The organism is Streptomyces sp. NBC_00259 (assembly GCF_036181745.1).
GTDB classification, from domain to species: Bacteria; Actinomycetota; Actinomycetes; order Streptomycetales; family Streptomycetaceae; genus Streptomyces; species Streptomyces pratisoli.
Genome location: NZ_CP108080.1, coordinates 814091 through 831780, shown reverse-complemented (window position 1 = coordinate 831780; position 17690 = coordinate 814091). Strand labels below are relative to the sequence as shown.

14 protein-coding genes and 2 pseudogenes are annotated in these 17690 nt (G+C 72.0%); 7 read left to right on the top strand and 9 right to left on the bottom strand.

The window, feature by feature from the left end:
- Nucleotides 1-85: 85 nt before the first annotated feature.
- From OG766_RS03670 to OG766_RS03655, 4 genes and pseudogenes are all read left to right on the top strand, one after another.
- A complete protein-coding gene (locus OG766_RS03670) occupies nucleotides 86-856 on the top strand; it encodes an SAM-dependent methyltransferase (RefSeq protein WP_328724553.1) in 771 nt (256 codons plus the stop codon).
- Between the two features lie 450 nt (nucleotides 857-1306).
- The gene (locus OG766_RS03665) at nucleotides 1307-1624 is read left to right on the top strand and encodes an SHOCT domain-containing protein (RefSeq protein WP_328724552.1); all 318 of its coding nucleotides are present in this window, start codon (nucleotides 1307-1309) and stop codon (nucleotides 1622-1624) included.
- Nucleotides 1621-2264: pseudogene (locus OG766_RS03660) on the top strand (ABC transporter ATP-binding protein); the annotation flags it as partial. The gene OG766_RS03665 and the pseudogene OG766_RS03660, both read left to right, overlap by 4 nt.
- Nucleotides 2244-4429 (top strand): annotated as a pseudogene (locus OG766_RS03655) (ABC transporter permease); the annotation flags it as partial. The pseudogenes OG766_RS03660 and OG766_RS03655, both read left to right, overlap by 21 nt.
- A 199-nt stretch (nucleotides 4430-4628) precedes the next feature.
- On the opposite strand, the gene OG766_RS03650 reads toward OG766_RS03655, so the two are convergent.
- Both OG766_RS03650 and OG766_RS03645 read right to left on the bottom strand, forming a co-directional pair.
- Entirely contained in the window at nucleotides 4629-5153 is a 525-nt protein-coding gene (locus OG766_RS03650; RefSeq protein WP_328724551.1) for an ATP-binding protein, read from the bottom strand.
- Between the two features lie 222 nt (nucleotides 5154-5375).
- A complete protein-coding gene (locus OG766_RS03645) occupies nucleotides 5376-5693 on the bottom strand; it encodes a hypothetical protein (RefSeq protein WP_266376400.1) in 318 nt (105 codons plus the stop codon).
- A gap of 197 nt (nucleotides 5694-5890) precedes the next feature.
- On the opposite strand from OG766_RS03645, the gene OG766_RS03640 reads away from it, so the two are divergent.
- The gene (locus OG766_RS03640) at nucleotides 5891-7006 is read left to right on the top strand and encodes a PLP-dependent cysteine synthase family protein (protein WP_328724550.1); all 1116 of its coding nucleotides are present in this window, start codon (nucleotides 5891-5893) and stop codon (nucleotides 7004-7006) included.
- 1 nt (nucleotide 7007) lies between these two features.
- Here OG766_RS03640 and OG766_RS03635 read toward each other — a convergent pair whose 3' ends face one another.
- The 3 genes from OG766_RS03635 to OG766_RS03625 all read right to left on the bottom strand — a co-directional run bounded on the left by OG766_RS03635 (nucleotide 7008) and on the right by OG766_RS03625 (nucleotide 8883).
- Complete coding sequence (locus OG766_RS03635; protein ID WP_266376405.1) at nucleotides 7008-7487, bottom strand: SRPBCC family protein; 480 nt, start codon at nucleotides 7485-7487, stop codon at nucleotides 7008-7010.
- A 92-nt stretch (nucleotides 7488-7579) separates the two neighbouring features.
- A complete protein-coding gene (locus OG766_RS03630) occupies nucleotides 7580-8032 on the bottom strand; it encodes an SRPBCC family protein (protein WP_266376407.1) in 453 nt (150 codons plus the stop codon).
- The gene (locus OG766_RS03625) at nucleotides 8029-8883 is read right to left on the bottom strand and encodes a DeoR/GlpR family DNA-binding transcription regulator (RefSeq protein ID WP_328724549.1); all 855 of its coding nucleotides are present in this window, start codon (nucleotides 8881-8883) and stop codon (nucleotides 8029-8031) included. The genes OG766_RS03630 and OG766_RS03625 overlap by 4 nt, the downstream gene beginning before the upstream one ends.
- Nucleotides 8884-9079: 196 nt before the next feature.
- Here OG766_RS03625 and OG766_RS03620 point away from each other — a divergent pair, with 196 nt between their 5' ends.
- The gene (locus OG766_RS03620; RefSeq protein WP_266376409.1) at nucleotides 9080-11452 is read left to right on the top strand and encodes a hypothetical protein; all 2373 of its coding nucleotides are present in this window, start codon (nucleotides 9080-9082) and stop codon (nucleotides 11450-11452) included.
- Here the strand turns inward: OG766_RS03620 and OG766_RS03615 are convergent.
- From OG766_RS03615 to OG766_RS03600, 4 genes are all read right to left on the bottom strand, one after another.
- Nucleotides 11422-13845 carry a right-handed parallel beta-helix repeat-containing protein gene (locus tag OG766_RS03615; RefSeq protein ID WP_328724548.1) on the bottom strand — a complete coding sequence of 808 codons (2424 nt, stop codon included), beginning with the start codon at nucleotides 13843-13845 and terminating at the stop codon, nucleotides 11422-11424. The genes OG766_RS03620 and OG766_RS03615 overlap by 31 nt on opposite strands.
- Nucleotides 13846-13936: 91 nt before the next feature.
- The gene (locus tag OG766_RS03610; protein WP_328724547.1) at nucleotides 13937-14545 is read right to left on the bottom strand and encodes an Rv1733c family protein; all 609 of its coding nucleotides are present in this window, start codon (nucleotides 14543-14545) and stop codon (nucleotides 13937-13939) included.
- Between the two features lie 216 nt (nucleotides 14546-14761).
- Nucleotides 14762-15586: an MOSC domain-containing protein gene (locus OG766_RS03605; protein ID WP_328724546.1), complete on the bottom strand. Its 825-nt coding sequence runs from the start codon at nucleotides 15584-15586 to the stop codon at nucleotides 14762-14764.
- Between the two features lie 70 nt (nucleotides 15587-15656).
- A complete protein-coding gene (locus tag OG766_RS03600; RefSeq protein ID WP_266376414.1) occupies nucleotides 15657-16109 on the bottom strand; it encodes a DUF6643 family protein in 453 nt (150 codons plus the stop codon).
- 243 nt (nucleotides 16110-16352) lie between these two features.
- Between OG766_RS03600 and OG766_RS03595 the strand changes: the two genes are divergently transcribed.
- Nucleotides 16353-17690, top strand: a complete 1338-nt coding sequence (locus OG766_RS03595; RefSeq protein ID WP_266376416.1) for a TerD family protein — start codon at nucleotides 16353-16355, stop codon at nucleotides 17688-17690.

Here is a 17690-nt window from a genome sequence, read left to right as displayed (position 1 = left end):
GAAAAATTTCAAAGAGTCCTCGTCCCGCCGCGGGCGAGGAATTTCAGGTGCGTGGCAGGGCCCTGTGGTCGTACCGTTCCGCCCCATGACCGACACCGAGCTGCCGCCGCGCCTCACCCACCTCACCTTCCACGGGCCCCTGTCCGAAGTCCGCGCCGATGCTCTCGTCGCGAGGCTCACGCGTCGCGCGCCCGCGACCGTGCTCGACATCGGCTGTGGCTGGGGCGAGTTGATGCTCCGGGTGCTCGAAGCGGCGCCGGGCTCGAAGGGCGTGGGTATCGATCTCAACGGCGAGGATCTCGCACGGGGACGGCACAACGCCGAGGCGCGCGGTATCGGCGGGCGGGTCGAGTTCGTCGAGGAGTCGGCCACCGGCACGACGCGCGGGCCGGCCGATGTCGTGCTGTGCGTGGGTTCAGGACAGGCACTCCTCGATCCGGACGAAGTGACCGGCGACCCGACCAGGGCCGCGCTCGGTGCGCTGCGTTCGCTGGTGGCGCCGGGTGGACGGCTGCTCTTCGGCGAGGGTTTCTGGCAGCGCACCCCGACCCCGGACGAGTTGGCCGCGATGTGGCCGGGGGCCCGCGTCGATGACCACCAGTCCCTCGCCGGGATCGTCGAGGCCGCGACCGCCGCGGGATTCCGCGTCGAATCGCTCGAGACGGCGACCGAAGCGGAGTGGGAGCACTTCGAATCCGGCTATCTCGCCGGTACGGAGGAGTGGCTCGCCACGAACGCCGGCCACCCCCTCGCCGCCGAGACCCGGGACCGGGTGGACCGCCACCGTGCGAGCTGGCTCCGTGGTTACCGCGGGGTGCTGGGCCTCGTCTACCTCACGCTGATCCCGGTCGACTGACGACACCCGCGGTCGACTGACGACACCGCGGTCGACTGACGACACCCCCTGTCGACCGGACAGCACGCGCGGACGCACAACCGCCCGCGACGGCCCCGACGATCACCGCCTCGCGTCTGCCCACGACGGTCGCGAGGCGCTGAACTCGTCCCGCGTCTGCCCTCTTCGGCGACCTCCGAGCCGCTCGGGAGTCGGCCGAGGGGGTCATCGACACCACCAGGCGACGCCTCCGCGTCGATCTCACCTCCTCGGCCCGTTGCCTGATCGTCTCGGTGACGGCGCGCACATGGCCGCTCCAGGCCGCACCGGAAGCAGCCGTGCGGGCCTTGCGTACTCCCCGCGTGGTACGTGCAGTGCCGCTGGCCGTACGACGACCCGGAGCCCCTCCCGGCGTGACGCTCGTATCGCACGAGACGACATCACCGGACCACCACCGAGGAGCTGACCGGAATGAACACCCTCGCGTACGACGGGCCCGGCCCGTGGATCCTGTTCTTCCCGCTGATCTGGGCGGCCGTCATCTTCGGCGGCATCACGCTGCTCAGGCGCACCGGCCTGCGCGGCCACCGCGGACCGTGGCAGCACCGTCCGATGCACGGAGGGACGCACGGCGGGATGCACGGCGGGATGTACGGCGGCGAGCAGTCGCCGATCGCCGTGCTCGGCCGGCGGTTCGCCGCCGGAGAGATCGACGAGGACGAGTACTGGCGCCGACTCTCCGTCCTGGACGAGCAGTTCGGACCGTACTCCAAGGGCGGGGCGGCATGACGACCGCGATGACCCCGGCGGTCATGACCTCTTCCCGGACAGCCGCCCGCGTCGTGGACGCCGTCAAGGTCTACGGCGTGGGCGACACCGAAGTCAGGGCCCTGGACGGGGTCAGCGACGGCTTCCCGGCCGGACGCTTCACCGCGATCATGGGGCCCTCGGGCTCGGGCAAGTCCACGCTGATGCACTGCGCGGCCGGACTCGACACGCTGACCTCCGGCTCCGCCCTCATCGGCGACACCGACCTGAGCACCCTCGACGACCGGCGGCTCACCCTGCTGCGGCGTGAACGCATCGGCTTCGTCTTCCAAGCCTTCAACCTCCTGCCCACCCTCAGTGTCGCCGAGAACATCACGCTCCCCGCCGACCTGGCCGGTACGCGGCCCGACCAGCGGTGGCTCGACACCCTCATCGACGTCGTGGGCCTCCGTGACCGGCTGCACCACCGGCCCGCCGAATCTCCGGCGGCCAGCAGCAGCGCGTCGCCGTCGCCCGCGCGTTCGCCGGCAACCCCGATGTCGTCTTCGCCGACGAACCGACGGGCAACCTCGACTCGCGCTCGGGGGAGGAGGTGCTGCGGCTGCTTGGACACGCCGTACGCCGGACCGGTCGTACGGTCGGCAACTGGATCGACGATCCCGAACTCAACCCGTACCGGCTCGCGGAGGGACGCACCCCGGCCAGGTCCGGCGAGGTCGTCGTCAACAGCGGCGCCGCCGAGACCGGCGGGCTGAAGATCGGCGACACGACGACGCTGCGCACACCGGATCCGGTCCGGGTGACGATCGTGGGGCTCGCGACCTTCGGCGGCGAGGACGGCATGGCCCAGGTCACCTTCACCGGCATGACCCGCGCCGACGCCGAGAAGTACCTGACCCCGAAGCCCGGTGAGGCGTCGACCATCCTGGTCCGGGCGGGTCCCGGCACCGGACAGCGGGACCTCGTCGACGCGCTCACGCCCGTACTCCCGAAGGGCATCGAGGCGATCACCGGCCAGGAGGCGGCGCAGGAGAACACCGACATGATCTCCGGTCAGTTCCTGACCCTCTTCACCCCTTCCTCCTCGTCTTCTCCGGTGTGGCGCTGCTGGTCGCCACCTTCTCCATCCACAACACCTTCGCGATCGTCGTCGCCCAGCGGACCAGGGAGAACGCGCTGCTGCGCGCCCTCGGGGCGTCGCGGCGCCAGGTCGTCGGTGCCACACTCGCCGAGGCGACCGTCGTCGCCTTCGTGGCCTCTGCCGCGGGCGTCCTCGGCGGTGTCGGTGTCGCCCTGGGGCTGCAGGCGCTGTTCCCGGCCATCGGCTTCCCGTTCCCGGAGGGCGACCTCGTCATCAGCGGGCTCTCGATGGCGCTGCCGCTCGCCGTCGGCATCGTCGTCTGCCTCGGTTCCGCGCTGCTGCCCGCCGTACGGGCCGGACGCACCGCGCCGCTCGCCGCACTCCGGGAGACCTCCGTCGACCAGTCGGGAGCGTCCAGGAGCCGCGCCGTCACGGGCATCGCCCTCGCGCTGCTCGCGGTCGGACTGGCCCTGACCGGGGTGCTCGTCACCCCGTCCGTGTGGCTCGCCGGCGCCGGCGGAGTCCTCGCCCTCGCCGCGTTCGTCGTCCTCGGACCTGTCGCCTCCTCGACGGCCGTACGCATCCTCGGCGGACCGCTCGACCGGCTGCGTGGCGTCACGGGACGGCTGGCCGGGCGCAACGCGCTGCGCAGTCCGAAACGCACCGCCGCGACCGCGAGCGCCCTGATGATCGGTGTCGCCGTGGTCTCCCTGTTCACGGTCTTCGGCGCCTCGCTGAAGGCCACCATGGACCGGACCGTCTCCCGTTCCTTCGCGGGCGACGTGGCGATCAGCGCGGCCGCCTTCGGCGCGGGCGGCAGCGGGCTCAGCCCGGCAATCGCCCCGGCGCTCGCCCGGCAGCCCGAAGTGGCGACGGCGGTCGGCCTCGGCCGTGGCGTCGCGGACGTCGACGGCGAGGGCCGGTCCCTGACCGTCGCCGACGCCGGAGCCGTCGGCGAGGTCTTCGACCTCGGCGCGGTCGACGGCTCCCTCGACGCACTCGGCACCGACGGCATCGCCGTCACCCGCGACACGGCGGACACCCACCGCTGGAAGCCCGGCGGCACCACCGAACTCACCTTCACCGACGGGACGCGGAAGACCTTCACGGTCCGCGCCGTGTACGGGGAGTCCGAGCTGGTCGGGGACTACCTCATCACCCGAGAGGCCTGGGCCCCGCACCGCGCACAGGACGCCGACCGGCTGATCGCCGTCTCCTTCGGCAGTGGCGTGAGCCCCGCCGACGGCAAGGCGGCCGTGGAGAAGACCGCCCGGGCCTACGGCAGTCCCGAGGTGCAGACGCGGGACGAGTACGCCGAGTCGTCGGCCGGCGGCATCGACATGATGCTCACCCTCGTCTACGCGCTGCTGGGCCTGGCCGTGGTGATCGCACTCCTCGGCATCGCCAACACCCTCACCCTCGCCATCCATGAACGGACCCGCGAACTCGGGCTGTTGCGGTCCGTCGGACAGACCAGGTCGCAGCTGCGCGCCATGGTGCGCTGGGAGTCCGTGCTGGTCGCGGCATTCGGCACGGCCGGCGGACTGGCCCTGGGAGCCTTCCTCGGCTGGGTCCTCGTCAGGGCCTCGGACGGTACGAGCGACAGCGCGTTCGCCTTCGTCCTGGCGCCGGAGCGCCTCGCGGTGGTCGCGCTCGTGGGCCTGGCGGCCGGCGCGCTCGCCGGCCGGCTGCCCGCGCGACGGGCGGCACGTCTCGACGTCCTGCGGGCGATCGCCACGGAGTGACGGATGCGGGGACGGTACGAGGTGTTCGTCATCGACCAGGGGCGCCGGCGGTTCCTCACCCGGCGCCTCCCGGCGCCTCCCGCCGCGCTGCCGGCCCGGCCCCGACCTCGCCCACAGCACCGGGCCGGCAGCCCGGCCCAGCGCAGCCCGGCCCGGCCCGGCCTCGACCTGGCCGAGAGCCCAGCGCAGCCCGATCCGGTCAGGTCGTGACGACCGACCGGACCGCCGCACGTTCGCGTGGCTCCGCCTCGACGACCGCGAAGGAGGTCTCGACCGGGGCCGCCCCGTACACGGACGCGACCGTGTACGGCACCGGCGCCGTGGCCGTCGGTGACGTGGGGAGCGTGAACCACACGATCTTCCCGGCGTCGCCCTTCGGCAGTACCCCCCAGCTCTCGCTCACCGCGTCGATCAGCGCGAGTCCGCGCCCGGTGGTCTCGAGCGGTCCCGCGGAGCCCAGCATCGGGATCCGGGGATCATGGTCGTGCACCGAGACGGTGAGCCGGTCGAGCAGCAGCTCCATCTCCACGGTGCACAGCTTGTCCGGCTGTGCGTGCCGGTGGACATTGGTCAGCAGCTCGGTGACGCCGAGCGCCGCCTGGTCGATCAGGCGGTCGAGCTGCCAGTAGCGCAATTGCGCCGACACTATTCTGCGGACCTGACCGATCCGCGAAGGCAGAGCCTGGAGCTCCACCGTGCAATGCCTGCTTGCCTCGCTGATCACGGCTGCGACTCCCCGAATAGGTCCGGAAGAAGACGAAGGATCGGATCCAGCAGTCGGCTGCCTGCTGTATGCGCCGGCGGGCTGGATCGCAGTGTCACCGCCGGTCAACCCAGAGTGATGTAGGTCAAGCGTGAACCAGGCGTGACGCCTTCGCAACTCCGCGCACACCCCGTGGCAACTCCGCGCAGGCACCGCACTGGTGACACCGCCGGCCGCGCACGGTCAGCCCCGGCCGGCCCCGGCCTTGCGGAGTGCCTCCAGGAACCGGCCCGTCAGCGCCGTACCGTCGAGTCCGTGTCCCGGCCGGCTCATGGTGAGCCGGTAGCGGGTGCCGTTGACCGTCGCGACCGCGCTGTCGCCGCCCGCGAACCAGGGCTTGCCCGCCCGGACCGCCCGCACCGGCGCGCTGTCGATCACCCGCCCGTAGCTGGTGAGGAGCGCGAGCCTGCCGTCCTCGATCAGGACCTGCCCGGCCGTCGTGAGCGAGCGGGGCCACCGCTCGATCCGCACACCCATGGCGCTGAACTCCGGCTCTGACATGGCCGCCGCCCCCTTCGCACCTGCTTGTGCACCTCAGTCTGCCCAGGGAACCGCACGGGCACCAGGGTGCATCCCGACGTATCGCGGAACTCCTCCACAAGCCATCGCTATGGAATCCCAAAGTGAACGTTTGTGCAGGTGAGGGGCTTATGGTGGGCAGTGGGGTGCGGTGACTTCCACAGTGAGGAGCGGGGCGCATGACCACGTACGAGGCGAGGGACACCATTGATGTGGACCGGAGCGATCCCCAGTACCGAGCATGGCTGAAAGAGGCCGTACGCAAGGTGCAGGCCGACGCGAACCGCTCGGCCGACACCCATCTGCTGCGCTTCCCGCTGCCCGAGCCGTGGGGGATCGACCTCTATCTCAAGGACGAGTCCACCCACCCCACCGGCAGCCTCAAGCACCGGCTCGCGCGTTCGCTGTTCCTCTACGGGCTCTGCAACGGCTGGATCCGCCCGGGCAAGCCGGTCATCGAGGCCTCCAGCGGCTCGACCGCCGTCTCCGAGGCGTACTTCGCGAAGCTCATCGGTGTGCCCTTCATCGCCGTGATGCCGCGCACCACCAGCGCGGAGAAGTGCCGCCTCATCGAATTCCACGGCGGCAGCTGCCACTTCGTGGACGACTCGCGGAAGATGTACGAGGAGTCCGCCACGCTCGCCGCGCGGACCGGCGGCCACTACATGGACCAGTTCACCTACGCCGAGCGGGCCACCGACTGGCGCGGCAACAACAACATCGCCGAATCGATCTACCAGCAGCTGAGGTTGGAGCGCTACCCGGAGCCCGCGTGGATCGTCGCCACGGCGGGCACGGGCGGCACGTCGGCGACCATCGCCCGGTACGTCCACTACATGCAGCACGACACCAGGGTGTGTGTCCCCGACCCCGAGAACTCCTGCTTCTTCGAGGGCTGGACGCAGGGCGATCCGCTGGCCACCAGTGACTGCGGCTCGCGGATCGAGGGCATCGGGCGGCCGCGGATGGAGCCGAGCTTCGTGACCGGGGCCATCGACCGCATGATGAAGGTGCCCGACGCGGCGACCGTCGCCGCCGTCCGGGCCCTGGAGCAGGCCATCGGCCGCAAGGCCGGCGGCTCCACCGGCACAGGGCTGTGGAGCGCGCTGAAGATCGTCGCGGAGATGGTGGCGGCGGGCGAGCAGGGCAGCGTCGTCACCCTCATCTGCGACCCGGGCGACCGCTACCTGGACAAGTACTACTCCGACGACTGGCTGGCCGGACAGGGCCTTGACATCGCCCCGTACGCCGCCACGCTGGAGGAGTTCCTGCGCACCGGAGTCTGGCCGGACTGACTCAGGCCGTGGCCGAGGCGAGGCGGCGGTCGAGGCTGCGGACGGCGTCACGGAACGCACGGCCCAGACCGGGCCGTGCCAGACCCATGACGAACCGCAGCGGGGCGGGCCCGTCGACCGCCATCGTCCACTGCACCCGGGTACCGGACTCCGCCGGCGTGAGACGCCACTCCTCCAGCATGGCCCGGACGCCCGGGGCGTTGGTCTCGTCCACGCGGTACGCGTACCGCTCACCGGGTTCCCTGCTCATGATCGTCTCCACGAAGCGCGTGCCGCCGCGCAGCCGCACCTCCCTGCCCGCGCCGCCTCGGGTCGGCCGGGCCGAGGTGATGGCCGTGAACCAGCCGGGCCAGCCCTCGACGTCCTCCGCGAGCGCGCCGTACACGGCCGCGGGGCTGGCGCGCACCTCCGCGGTGAAGACGAGTCGCAGCGGGGCTGACTCGGCGAAGTCGAGCTCCACGGGCCTGAGTCGGTGCGTCATGACCTGTACCTCCGGGGACAGCCGGGCAGGGGCCCGCACACGATAACCGGCACGCCATCGGATGGGGACCTCCGTGCAGGTCCCGATGGGCACTACCGTGCGGCCGGCGCAGCTCCATTGAGCAGACCGTCCACCACCCGGCCGAACACCCGCCGGGCGACCCTCGCCAGTGCCGGACCCGCCACGCGCGGCAGCCCCCGCACCCGCAGATCCTCCGTCCAGACCACCCGGGTCCCGTCGGGCCCCTGCCGCACCTCGATCTCCGCCCAGCCCCGCACGACCGCGCCGCGTTTCTCCAGCCGGCAGTGTCCCGGCCGCCCGGCGCGCGGCGGCTCCCAGCGAACGACCTCCATCGGATCGTCGAAACCCAGGCGCCCCACACCCGTACGGGCCACGAACCGGGTGCCCTCGCCCGTGGGCCCCGGCGCCGGCACCGAGATCCGGGTCAGTGGCACCTGCCCCGAGTGCGCGGACCAGTCGGTGAGCCGCCGCCATGCCTCCGGGGCCGGCAACGGCGTCGTACGCACCACCCGGAAGACCGTCATCGCTGGGGCGCGGCCGCCTCGCCCGCCTCGGCCGTCTCCCCGGCGACCACCAGATGCGTCAGGTGCTCCGCGATCTCCTCGCGCGCCTCCGCCGGCAGCCCCGCGTCCGTCACCAGCGTGTCCACCTCTTCGAGCCGGGCGAACGAACTCAGCCCGACCGTCCCCCACTTGGTGTGGTCGGCCACCACCACGACCCGGCGGGCCGAGCGGACGAACCGCCGGTTCGTCTCCGCCTCCGCCAGATTCGGTGTCGACAGGCCCGCCTCGACCGAGATGCCGTGCACTCCGAGGAACAGCACATCGAAGTGCAGCGAGCGGATCGCCTGGTCGGCGACCGGGCCGACGAGCGAGTCGGACGGCGTGCGAACGCCGCCCGTGAGGACCACCGTCGCGGCGCCCGGACGCTGACCGGCCGTCGTGGTCGCCCGCTGTTCCGTGTGGAACACATCGGCGACCCGCACCGAGTTGGTGACCACCGTCAGATCGGGCACGTCGACGAGATGGTGCGCCAGCGCGTACGTCGTCGTACCACCCGACAGGGCGATCGCGCTCCCCGGAACGGCCATCGCGGCGGCCGCCCGCGCGATGTCCTCCTTGGCGTTCAGCTCCAGCGACGACTTGGCCTCGAAGCCCGGCTCGTGCGTACTCGCCTCGGCCACCGGCACCGCACCGCCGTGCACCTTCTCGATGACGCCCTGCCGGGCGAGTGCGTCCAGATCACGGCGCACCGTCATGTCGGAGACGTTCAGCCTGCGCGTGAGTTCATTGACGCGCACCCCACCACGCCGCCGCACCTCGTCGAGGATCAGGGCACGCCGCTGCTCCGCGAGGAGGTTGTGATTGTCGCTCACCGCCGGGGCCGGTCCTTCCGTTTCGCTGTCGCCATGTCACCGCTGTTCACGGAGGATTCTCATCCTCCCACGGTGGCTTCACCCGAGCAGGGGGGAGATTACGTGAGAGCCCTGCGGCGGTGGCCGTGATCCGGGATTCTGTCCGGGATTCTGGTCGCGCGCCGTAGATCCTCCCATCAGAGAGCGAGTCGCAGAAGTGCCCCCTGCCACCCCGGACCCCGCGCCCCGGCGCGGCGGCGCCGCGCTGGAACTGCTGGTTCACGGCGTCGGCGGAGCCACTCCGCAGGACATGCTCGGCGATCCCCGTACGGTCCGGATCACCGGGGACACGACCGCCGCCGTGTACCGGCGCACCGACGACGCCGATGCCGAACAGCACCCCGAGCGCTACGAGGACGGACCTGTCCCCGAGGCCTACTGCTGGTCCAACCTGACCTCCGGCAACGGCGCCCGGGCGCTGTGGCTGCTGCTCCTGCCCTTCATGGTCGTCAACCTGGCCCACTGGATGCGTCCCACGGCCCGAGGCCGGTCCCGGACGGTACGGCTGTACGGGATGCTGGTCCGCCTCATCGCGCTCAGCCTGACGGTCCTGCTCGTCGCGGCCGCCTGCGAGGTCGCCCTCGATCTGACGGCCTGGCAGTGCGCGGGCTCGGCCCGCTGTTCCGGCGACAGTTCCTGGATCGGGTTCCTCTCCGCCGCGAACGACGGCTGGTGGTCCCAGCCCGGCCGGCGCCTCTCGCTCGCGGCGCTGCTGCCTGCCGCGCTGATGGGCCTGCTCTGGTACCTGTCCAACCGCACCTGGAGCGCCTACGAGGCCCAGCGGCCGCCGAACATCACGACGACCGCACAGCCCTGGGCCGCCGCGGGGCCGGAGCAGCAGGAGACGCTCCGCCCCGCGCTCGGGCGGCCCGGGTTCTGGTACGGCCGCCGTCTGGTCGCGCGGCTGCGTGCCGCCCACACCGCCGCCGGGTTCCTCGTCATCGCGGCCGCGGTGGCCGGTGCGGCCGCGCGCCACGACCGCGGCGCCGACGTCCCCGCCCTCGAAGTCGCCGGCTGGGCCCTGGAGTCGGTCCTCGCCGTCATGGGCGTGTTCGTCGTCGCCGTCGTGTTCCGTCGCGGACGCAGCGAGAACGTCCTCGACAACCGGATCGACCGCGCCGTCATCACCTGGCTCCCCGGCGGCTCCCTGGTCCTGCTCGCCCTCTCGATGCTGTACGCGTCCTGGTCACGGCCCGGCTGGCTCTCCCACGGCACGCTCCCCGGCGACACCGCCTTCCAGGTCCTCACCCTCGCCCAGGGCGCCCTCGTCGTCGTGCTCGCCGTCGCCGCGCACCTCCTCCACCGCCGTGCGCGGCACGCCCGTACCGCCCTGTACGGCATGGGCGGTCCCGCCGTCGCCCTGCTCGCCTGCGCCCTGGGTGGCGTCATGACGGGCGGAGTCGCCCAGCGCGTCGCCGACTGGCTGGACGGGCCCGGCACCCCCGGCGTGGGGGAGGGGCCGATCACCGGCCCGCCGGTGCTCCTCAGCTGGCAGGCGTCCGTCATTCCCGTGCTGCTGCTTCTGCTCCTCGTACCGCTCGGTGTCCTCGGCGTACGGACCTGGCGCACCGCCCGGGACCTCGCGGGCCGTGTCGAGGCGGACTATCCCGGGGAACGGCCCGACCCGGTGCGTACCCGCCGGATCGCCGGGACCCGCGCGCGGGCCGGCCTCACCGACGCCGCACCCGCCCTCCTCGGCATCCTCTGCACGGCCACCCTGCTGCTCGGGGCCGGAGCCGTGGCCGGTGCCCGGGTCAGCGGCGAGGTGCCCGTGGTGGCCTTCGACAAGGCCCACCCGGTCGTGGAGGCCGCCGTCGACGTCGCCCAGACACTCGGCTCCTGGCTGATCGGACTCGGCTTCATCCTCTTCGTCACCTGGGGCCGGCGCGCGTACCGCGACGCGTCCGCCCGGCGCACCATCGGCATCCTCTGGGACGTCGGCACGTTCTGGCCCCGTGCCGCGCACCCCTTCGCACCGCCCTGCTACGCCGAGCGCGCCGTCCCCGACCTCACCTGGCGCATGGCGTCATGGACCGCGAACACCGGCGGACGACTCGTCATCTCCGGTCACTCCCAGGGCAGTGTGCTGGCCGCCGCCGCCGTCTGGCAGCTCCCGGCCGCCACCCGCCGCCGTGTCGCGCTGCTCACCTACGGCTCACCGCTGGAGCGGCTGTACGGCCGCTGGTTCCCCGCCTACTTCGGACCCGCCCAACTGCGCGCTCTCGACGGGGAGCTGCACTGCTGGCGCAATCTGTGGCGGCACACCGACCCGATCGGCGGTCCCGTGCGCGTCCCCGCCGAGGACGGAAAGCCCCAGGTCGACCGGGAAGCGCTCAAGGACCCCATGGTGTACGGGCGTACGGACACCCACCCGTTGCCGGAGCCCGTCCTCGGACACTCCGACTACCAGGCCGATCCGGTGTTCGCCGAGGAGCGCGAAGAACTGCTCGACCGGCTGCCGCCCGCGCTGCCACGCCAGCGGGACGAGTCCGCCACGCCTCAGGGCAGTTCGGGCAGATCGTCCGGGTAGAGCAGCGTCAGATCGTCCGTGCTCACCTCGGCGAACTCGGCGACCCGGCCCGCGTGCCGCTCGACCATCGACTCGAAGGTCTGGCGCGCGGTCCGGCCGTTGCCGAACGCCGGCCCCTTGGGCAGCGCCGTGAAGTACTTCAGCAGCGCCTCGGCCGTGCCCTCGCCCAGCCTGTACTCGTGCTCCTCCGCCTGCTGCTCCACGATCCGCAGCAGCTCGTCGGGCACATAGTCACTGAAGGTGATCGTCCGTGAGAAGCGGGACGCCACACCGGGGTTGACCGACAGGAACCGTTCCATCTCCGCCGTGTACCCCGCGACGATGACCACCACCGCGTCCCGGTGGTCCTCCATCAGCTTCACCAGGGTGTCTATGGCCTCCCGGCCGAAGTCACGCCCCGAGTCCTCGGGGGACAGGGCGTAGGCCTCGTCGATGAACAGCACCCCGCCGCGTGCCCGGTCGAACGCCTCCTGCGTACGGATCGCGGTCGAGCCGATGTGCTCGCCGACCAGGTCGACCCGGGACACCTCGACCAGGTGCCCGCGCTCCAGCACCCCGAGCGACGCCAGGATCTCGCCGTACAGCCGTGCCACCGTCGTCTTGCCGGTGCCGGGAGAGCCGGTGAAGACCAGATGGCGCCGCACCGACGCCGCCTTGAGGCCCGCCTCCTGGCGGCGCCTTCCGACCTCGATCATGTTCGTGAGCGTGCGCACCTCGCGCTTGACGCTCTCCAGGCCCACCAGGGCGTCCAGTTCACCGAGGACCGCGTCCGACGTCCGGGCAGCCGGAGCCGGCGCGGCCGGCGGGGCCGCGGGCAGGTCGCCGGGTTCGGGCTCGGCGGTGCGCTGGCCCGGGATCATGGACAGCAGTCCGGGTGTCTGGGCGACGGTGACCACGGCCGGACTCTGCGTGGGCAGGGCGCGCACACCGCTCTCGTCGCTGGTGCAGTCCTCCATGACGGTGCCGTCCTCGGGGTACTCGTAACCCCCCCGCGCGCACCGCTCGGTGCGGCAGCGCGTCAGCGTCGTACGGCAGCCGTCCATCACATGGAAACCGTAGCCGCCGCTGCCCGTCACCTGGCAGCCGTGGAAGGAGCCGCGCCCCTCGGCCGATACGTAGAAGCCGGCCTCCGCGGGCGAGCTCACCGTGCACCGTTCGATCGCCGGGTCGGCGCCCTTGGTGACGATGACACCCGTCTGGGCGCCGTCGATCGTGCAGTTGTTGAGCGTGCCTCCGCTGCCGTGGTCACGGAACCAGGCACCTGTGGAGGCCTCCCGGATACGGCAGTCGTCGAGCTGGGCGGTGGCGCCGTCGCTGACCGACACGGCCGTGTTGCGCACCTGGGACAGGTCGCTGTCGACGACATCGGCACGCGAGCCGCGGTCCAGGACGAACAGGGCGTCCGGGACGTTGTGCACCCGGCAGGAGTCGAGCACGGCGGTCGCCCCGTCGCTGACCCACACCGCCGGATAGTCACCCGTACTCTCGTGGATCTCGCACTGGTTGGCGTCCACCCGGGTGCCCGGATCCCACACCGACAGTCCGTTGCGGCCGAACCTCCGCACCGTGGAGCGGGTGAGGGTGAGCACCGAACGCGACCGCAGATCCACCGCGTTCTCGGGAACGTCGTGGATGTCGCAGTCGGCGAGCGTGAGTACCGCGTCCGTGTCGAGCGTGATGCCGTCGGAGGAGGTGCGGTGCACTCGCGAGTCCGTCAGATGGGCCGTCGCCCGCGACGCGATCTGCATGCCCGCGCCCTTGATCTCGTACACCTCGCAGCCGAGCGCCTCCAGGGAGCTGCCCTCGCCGGTGACGCTCAGCCCGGAGCCCGACGTGTGGTGCACCCGGCAGCGCTCCAGCCGTGGATGGGCGCCGCCGCGCACCGACACTCCGGACTGTCCGGCCGCGACCACCTCGCAGTCCTCGAACACGCCGCCCGCGCCGTCCAGTACACCGATCCCGACGCCGGCCGGATTGTCCACGGTGCAGCGCCGCACGGTCGGCCGGGCCGCACCGCGGACCTCGATACCCGCCGCCGAGCGTGTGACGATCCGCAGATCGGCCAGCTCCGGCGAACCGTCCTCGACGAGCAGCGCGGGCGCCGTCGTGTCCTGACCCTCGATCTGCAGGTCCTGCACGGTCGCCGAGGCACGCACCGTCAGCGGCACGCCCTCGGCCGGGGCGATCCGCACCGAACCGGCCGATCCTTCGGTCCCGCGCAGGGTCACGGCACGCCGCACCACCAGGTTCTCCCGGTACGTGCCGGGTGCGACGGTGAGGATGTCGCCGTCGCCCGCGGCCTCCAGGGCCGCGGCGAGGGAGGCGTACTCGCCCGTGCGGCGCCGCCACCGCGACGTGCCGGTGTGCGTCACCTGGACCGTGCCCTGTGCCATGGTGCTGCTCTGCCCCCACCTCGTGCGTCGGTCGCGTGCTGTGCCGCGCGTCGCACCACCGTAGCGCGCGCGGCGAGCGCGAGTTGACCGGTCAGCTGCCCGCGCCCGTACGGCCCCAGTCGGGACCGGATTTCGCCCACGCGCGGTCGAGGTCGGCGTACCGTCGCCGCATCAGCCGCCATACGATCAGCCGTCTGCCGCCCTCGACCAGGCCTGCCGCCAGGAGGGCCGCGCCGAGTCCGGCGACCACGGCATGCGCCCGCGCGGTGTCCCGGTCGATCGGGCGGGACACGGGATTGCCGCGTTCGTCCGTCCAGATCGGGAAGGTGTCCCCGGGGTCGGCCGTGCGTACCCCGGTGGCCAGCGTGCCGCTTCGGCTGCCGCCGTCCGGGGCCGTCCACTCGGCGACCACCGTTCTTCGGACCCTGTTCTCCACCGCGCCTTCCGGATCGCCGGCGGAGCTCTGCCGCGCGGGTGCCGCGCGCAGCACGCGGGCCGTCGTCGGCTGCCGTTGGGCGGCCTGCGCCCGCGCCGACTCCCGCAGCGCGTCGTCGGTCAGGGCGCCGCAGATCCAGCCGGTGGTCGGCACGGCGAGGGTCATCAGCAGCACGGCGGCGCAGGCCACCCATGCCTCGACGAGATCGGTCGTACGGCGCAGAGGATTGTGCCGCCAACGCCAGAGCCCCGAGATCGCTCGCATCGCTTCGCACCCCCTTCCGTGTCCGTCGTAGCCTCCTACGGCACGGCTCACGCGCATGTTCCGCGAAGAGAGAGCAATCACACGTGATCGCTCTCCCAACGAGTGGGCCTGCGCGGCGGGTTCCCCGGAGAAGTCGATTGATGCGTATGCGTATCCGTATACGCATGGGGACGCGGACGAGGACGCGGAACGGGTTGCCGTGGGTGGCCGGGGCTGTCAGCCCAGAATGCGCACCGGGTCGCCGACGCGGACGGTGCCGGTGTGCTCAGGCACGAGGTTCTGGCCGAAGACCAGCCGGTCCCCGAAGCGGCGGTGCCGCGCGAGGGTGCGCAGGGGCTCCTTGCCGCGCTCGGCCGTGGTCTGGTCGGTGGTGGTGATGACGCAGCGGCCACACGGTTTGGCCACCCGGAAGCTCACCTCGCCCACCGCGATGCGCGTCCAGTCGTCCTCGGCCCAGGGAGCGGTGCCGTCCACGACGAGATTCGGGCGGAAGCGGTTCATGGGCAGCGGGCCCTCGTCGGGATGGTCGCCCTGCGCGATCAGCGAGTTCAGCGCGTCGAGCGAGGATGCGGAGGTGACGAGCAGCGGATAGCCGTCCGCGAAGGAGACGGTCTCGCCGGGCAGCGCGTAGTCCGGATCGACGGGGCGGCGGTACGCCGGGTCGTCGAGGTGTACGAGGCGGACCGGGACGTCCAGGAACGCGCTGAACCAGTCGGCGGGGGCGGCGCCGGCGGGCACCGCCTCCACCTTGTCCCCGAAGATCTCCACCGTTGTCGTGCCCGACGGCTCGGGCACGGCCACGGTCAGCGGTGCGAGCCCGGGCGCGGACAGCCGGACGGCGCCGTCCGGCAGCGGTTCGGCGGCTGCCAACGCCAGCCGCGCCTGCTGGCGTTGCGTGACGGCTCGGCCCACGGCGTCGACCAGCATCCACCGTCGGTCACCGGCGAGCCCCCACGGCTCCACGGCGGCCTCGGCGAGGGCGTGGCCGCCGACCGATTTGACCGGGTGGACATGGAGGGAACGGAGCACGGGAGTCGCCATACGGCCATCCTGCCAGGTGCTTCGTACCTCCGGCCGGTCCCGTCCGGGTCGGTGCCCGCTCAGGGGCCGCTCAGTAGCCGCCGCCCTGGTACGGACGGTTGTAGGGGTCCTCGTACGGGGCGGGCGTGGGCATCGGACGCGGTGCCGCGGCCGGCCGCATCGCCTCGTACCCGGTTGCGGCCGGGCGGGGCATGGGCTGCGGCTGGGCGCCCGGGTAGCCGCGCGGGCCGGTCGGCTGCTGGGGGATGTACGGCGGCGCCGCCTGCTGCAGCGGAACGGGCTGCTGCATCGGCTGCGGGTAACCGTAGGCGGGGCTGGGGTGCGAAGGGGCCGCCGGGAGGGCGGGGAGGGCCGCGGGCAGGGCCGGCAGATAGCTGTTGCCGGTCTCGTACGCGGAAGGCACTCGGATCGGTGCGATCTGAGGCGTGCCCCGCTCAGCGACGAGGGAGTCGTAGATCGGGGTGTCGGGGAAGTACGGCGCGGAGTAGTAACCGCCACCGTAGGTGGAGCGGGGGGAGGTCATGGCACATAAGTTAAGCCCACGATGTGCTGGTTGGGGAGCCCGATAAGAGGGTTGTTTGACGTGTTACTTGTGACTGGGATTCCCCAATCCGAGCGAACCCGGGAAAAACGGTCGCCCCAAGACGTCTAGATCGTGTAAAGGGCAAGCTGAGAAGGGGTTACCCACGGGTCGCCCGAGGTGTTCCGGCGGCGCCGGGGCTAGGTTGTCCGCACACATGTCACCGGGCAGGCACGAGGACCCGCGATGGGGGCGAGGATGTCCATGCTCAAAGGATCCAATGTTCCAGTACCCGCGCTGAACGTTCATGTCGAGTTGGGATGGCGTTCCGGAAGCGGGGTGCCGGACGTCGACGCGTCGGCGCTGCTGCTCGACTCGGGATCGGGAAAGGTCCGCTCCGACGCGGACTTCGTCTTCTACAACCAGCCGGACCACGCCTCGGGCGCGGTGCGCCACGCGGGCAAGAGCGCCACCGGTGACGGGACGACCGACCGGCTCACGGTCGATCTGGGGAGCGTCGAACCCGCCATCGAGCGGATCGTGGTCGCCGCCTCCGCGGACGGCGGCAGCTTCGGTCAGGTGCCGGGACTGTACGTACGCGTCCTGGACGCCGCCGCGGGCACGGAGATCGCGCGCTACGACAGCGAGGACGCGACGGTCGAGACCGCCTTCATCCTCGGCGAGCTCTACCGGCGCCAGGGGGCGTGGAAGTTCCGTGCCGTCGGACAGGGGTACGGCAGCGGACTCGAAGGCCTCGCGAGCGACTTCGGCATCACGGTCGACGAACCCCAGCAGGCGGCGGCCCAGGCACCCGTGGCACCGCCCGCCCCCGTGACGCCTCCCGCTCCGGCGGCACCGGCCTACACCCCGGCGCCCCCGGCACACACGGCTGCTCCGGCGCACGTGACCCCGTCCGCCCCTCCCCCCACGCCTGCTTCCGCGCCCGTACGCCTGACCAAGGTCACCTTGACGAAGGAGTCGCCGACCGTCTCGCTCAGCAAGCAGGGCGGCACGTCCGGCGCGATGCGGGTCAACCTCAACTGGGAGGTGCGCAAGCAGTTCAAGGGCTGGGGCGCCAAGCTGGGCCGGGCCGTCGCCATGCACGCCGATCTCGACCTCGACCTGTGCGCCCTCTTCGAACTCACCGACGGCCGCAAGGGAGTCGTCCAGGCCCTCGGCAACGCCTACGGCTCGCTCCACCAGCCCCCGTACATCCATCTCGACGGCGACGACCGCACCGGAGCCGTGGCCACCGGCGAGAACCTCACCATCAACCTCGACCGCAAGGACGAGCTCCGCCGCGTCGTCATCTTCGTCACCGTCTACGAAGGCGCCCGCAGCTTCGCCGATCTCCACGCCACGGTCACCCTCACACCGCAGCACGGCGCGCCCATCGAGTTCTCCCTCGACGAGTGCACCGTCCCCTCCACGGTCTGTGCCCTCGCCCTGATCACCAACCAGAACGGGGACCTCATCGTCCAGCGCGAGGCGCGCTATCTGGTACCGGAGCGCGGAGTGAGCCCCCAGCGCACCATCGATTACGCCTATGGGTGGGGCATGAACTGGACACCTGGCAGGAAATGA

Bases quoted from the DNA above. Each gene is read 5' to 3' on its own strand.
- OG766_RS03670 (WP_328724553.1), top strand. From the start codon at position 86: ATGACCGACACCGAGCTGCCGCCGCGCCTCACCCACCTCACCTTCCAC.
- OG766_RS03665 (WP_328724552.1), top strand. From the start codon at position 1,307: ATGAACACCCTCGCGTACGACGGGCCCGGCCCGTGGATCCTGTTCTTC.
- OG766_RS03645 (WP_266376400.1), bottom strand. From the start codon at position 5,693: ATGTCAGAGCCGGAGTTCAGCGCCATGGGTGTGCGGATCGAGCGGTGG.
- OG766_RS03640 (WP_328724550.1), top strand. From the start codon at position 5,891: ATGACCACGTACGAGGCGAGGGACACCATTGATGTGGACCGGAGCGAT.
- OG766_RS03635 (WP_266376405.1), bottom strand. From the start codon at position 7,487: ATGACGCACCGACTCAGGCCCGTGGAGCTCGACTTCGCCGAGTCAGCC.
- OG766_RS03630 (WP_266376407.1), bottom strand. From the start codon at position 8,032: ATGACGGTCTTCCGGGTGGTGCGTACGACGCCGTTGCCGGCCCCGGAG.
- OG766_RS03615 (WP_328724548.1), bottom strand. From the start codon at position 13,845: ATGGCACAGGGCACGGTCCAGGTGACGCACACCGGCACGTCGCGGTGG.
- OG766_RS03610 (WP_328724547.1), bottom strand. From the start codon at position 14,545: ATGCGAGCGATCTCGGGGCTCTGGCGTTGGCGGCACAATCCTCTGCGC.
- OG766_RS03605 (WP_328724546.1), bottom strand. From the start codon at position 15,586: ATGGCGACTCCCGTGCTCCGTTCCCTCCATGTCCACCCGGTCAAATCG.
- OG766_RS03600 (WP_266376414.1), bottom strand. From the start codon at position 16,109: ATGACCTCCCCCCGCTCCACCTACGGTGGCGGTTACTACTCCGCGCCG.
- OG766_RS03595 (WP_266376416.1), top strand. From the start codon at position 16,353: ATGGGGGCGAGGATGTCCATGCTCAAAGGATCCAATGTTCCAGTACCC.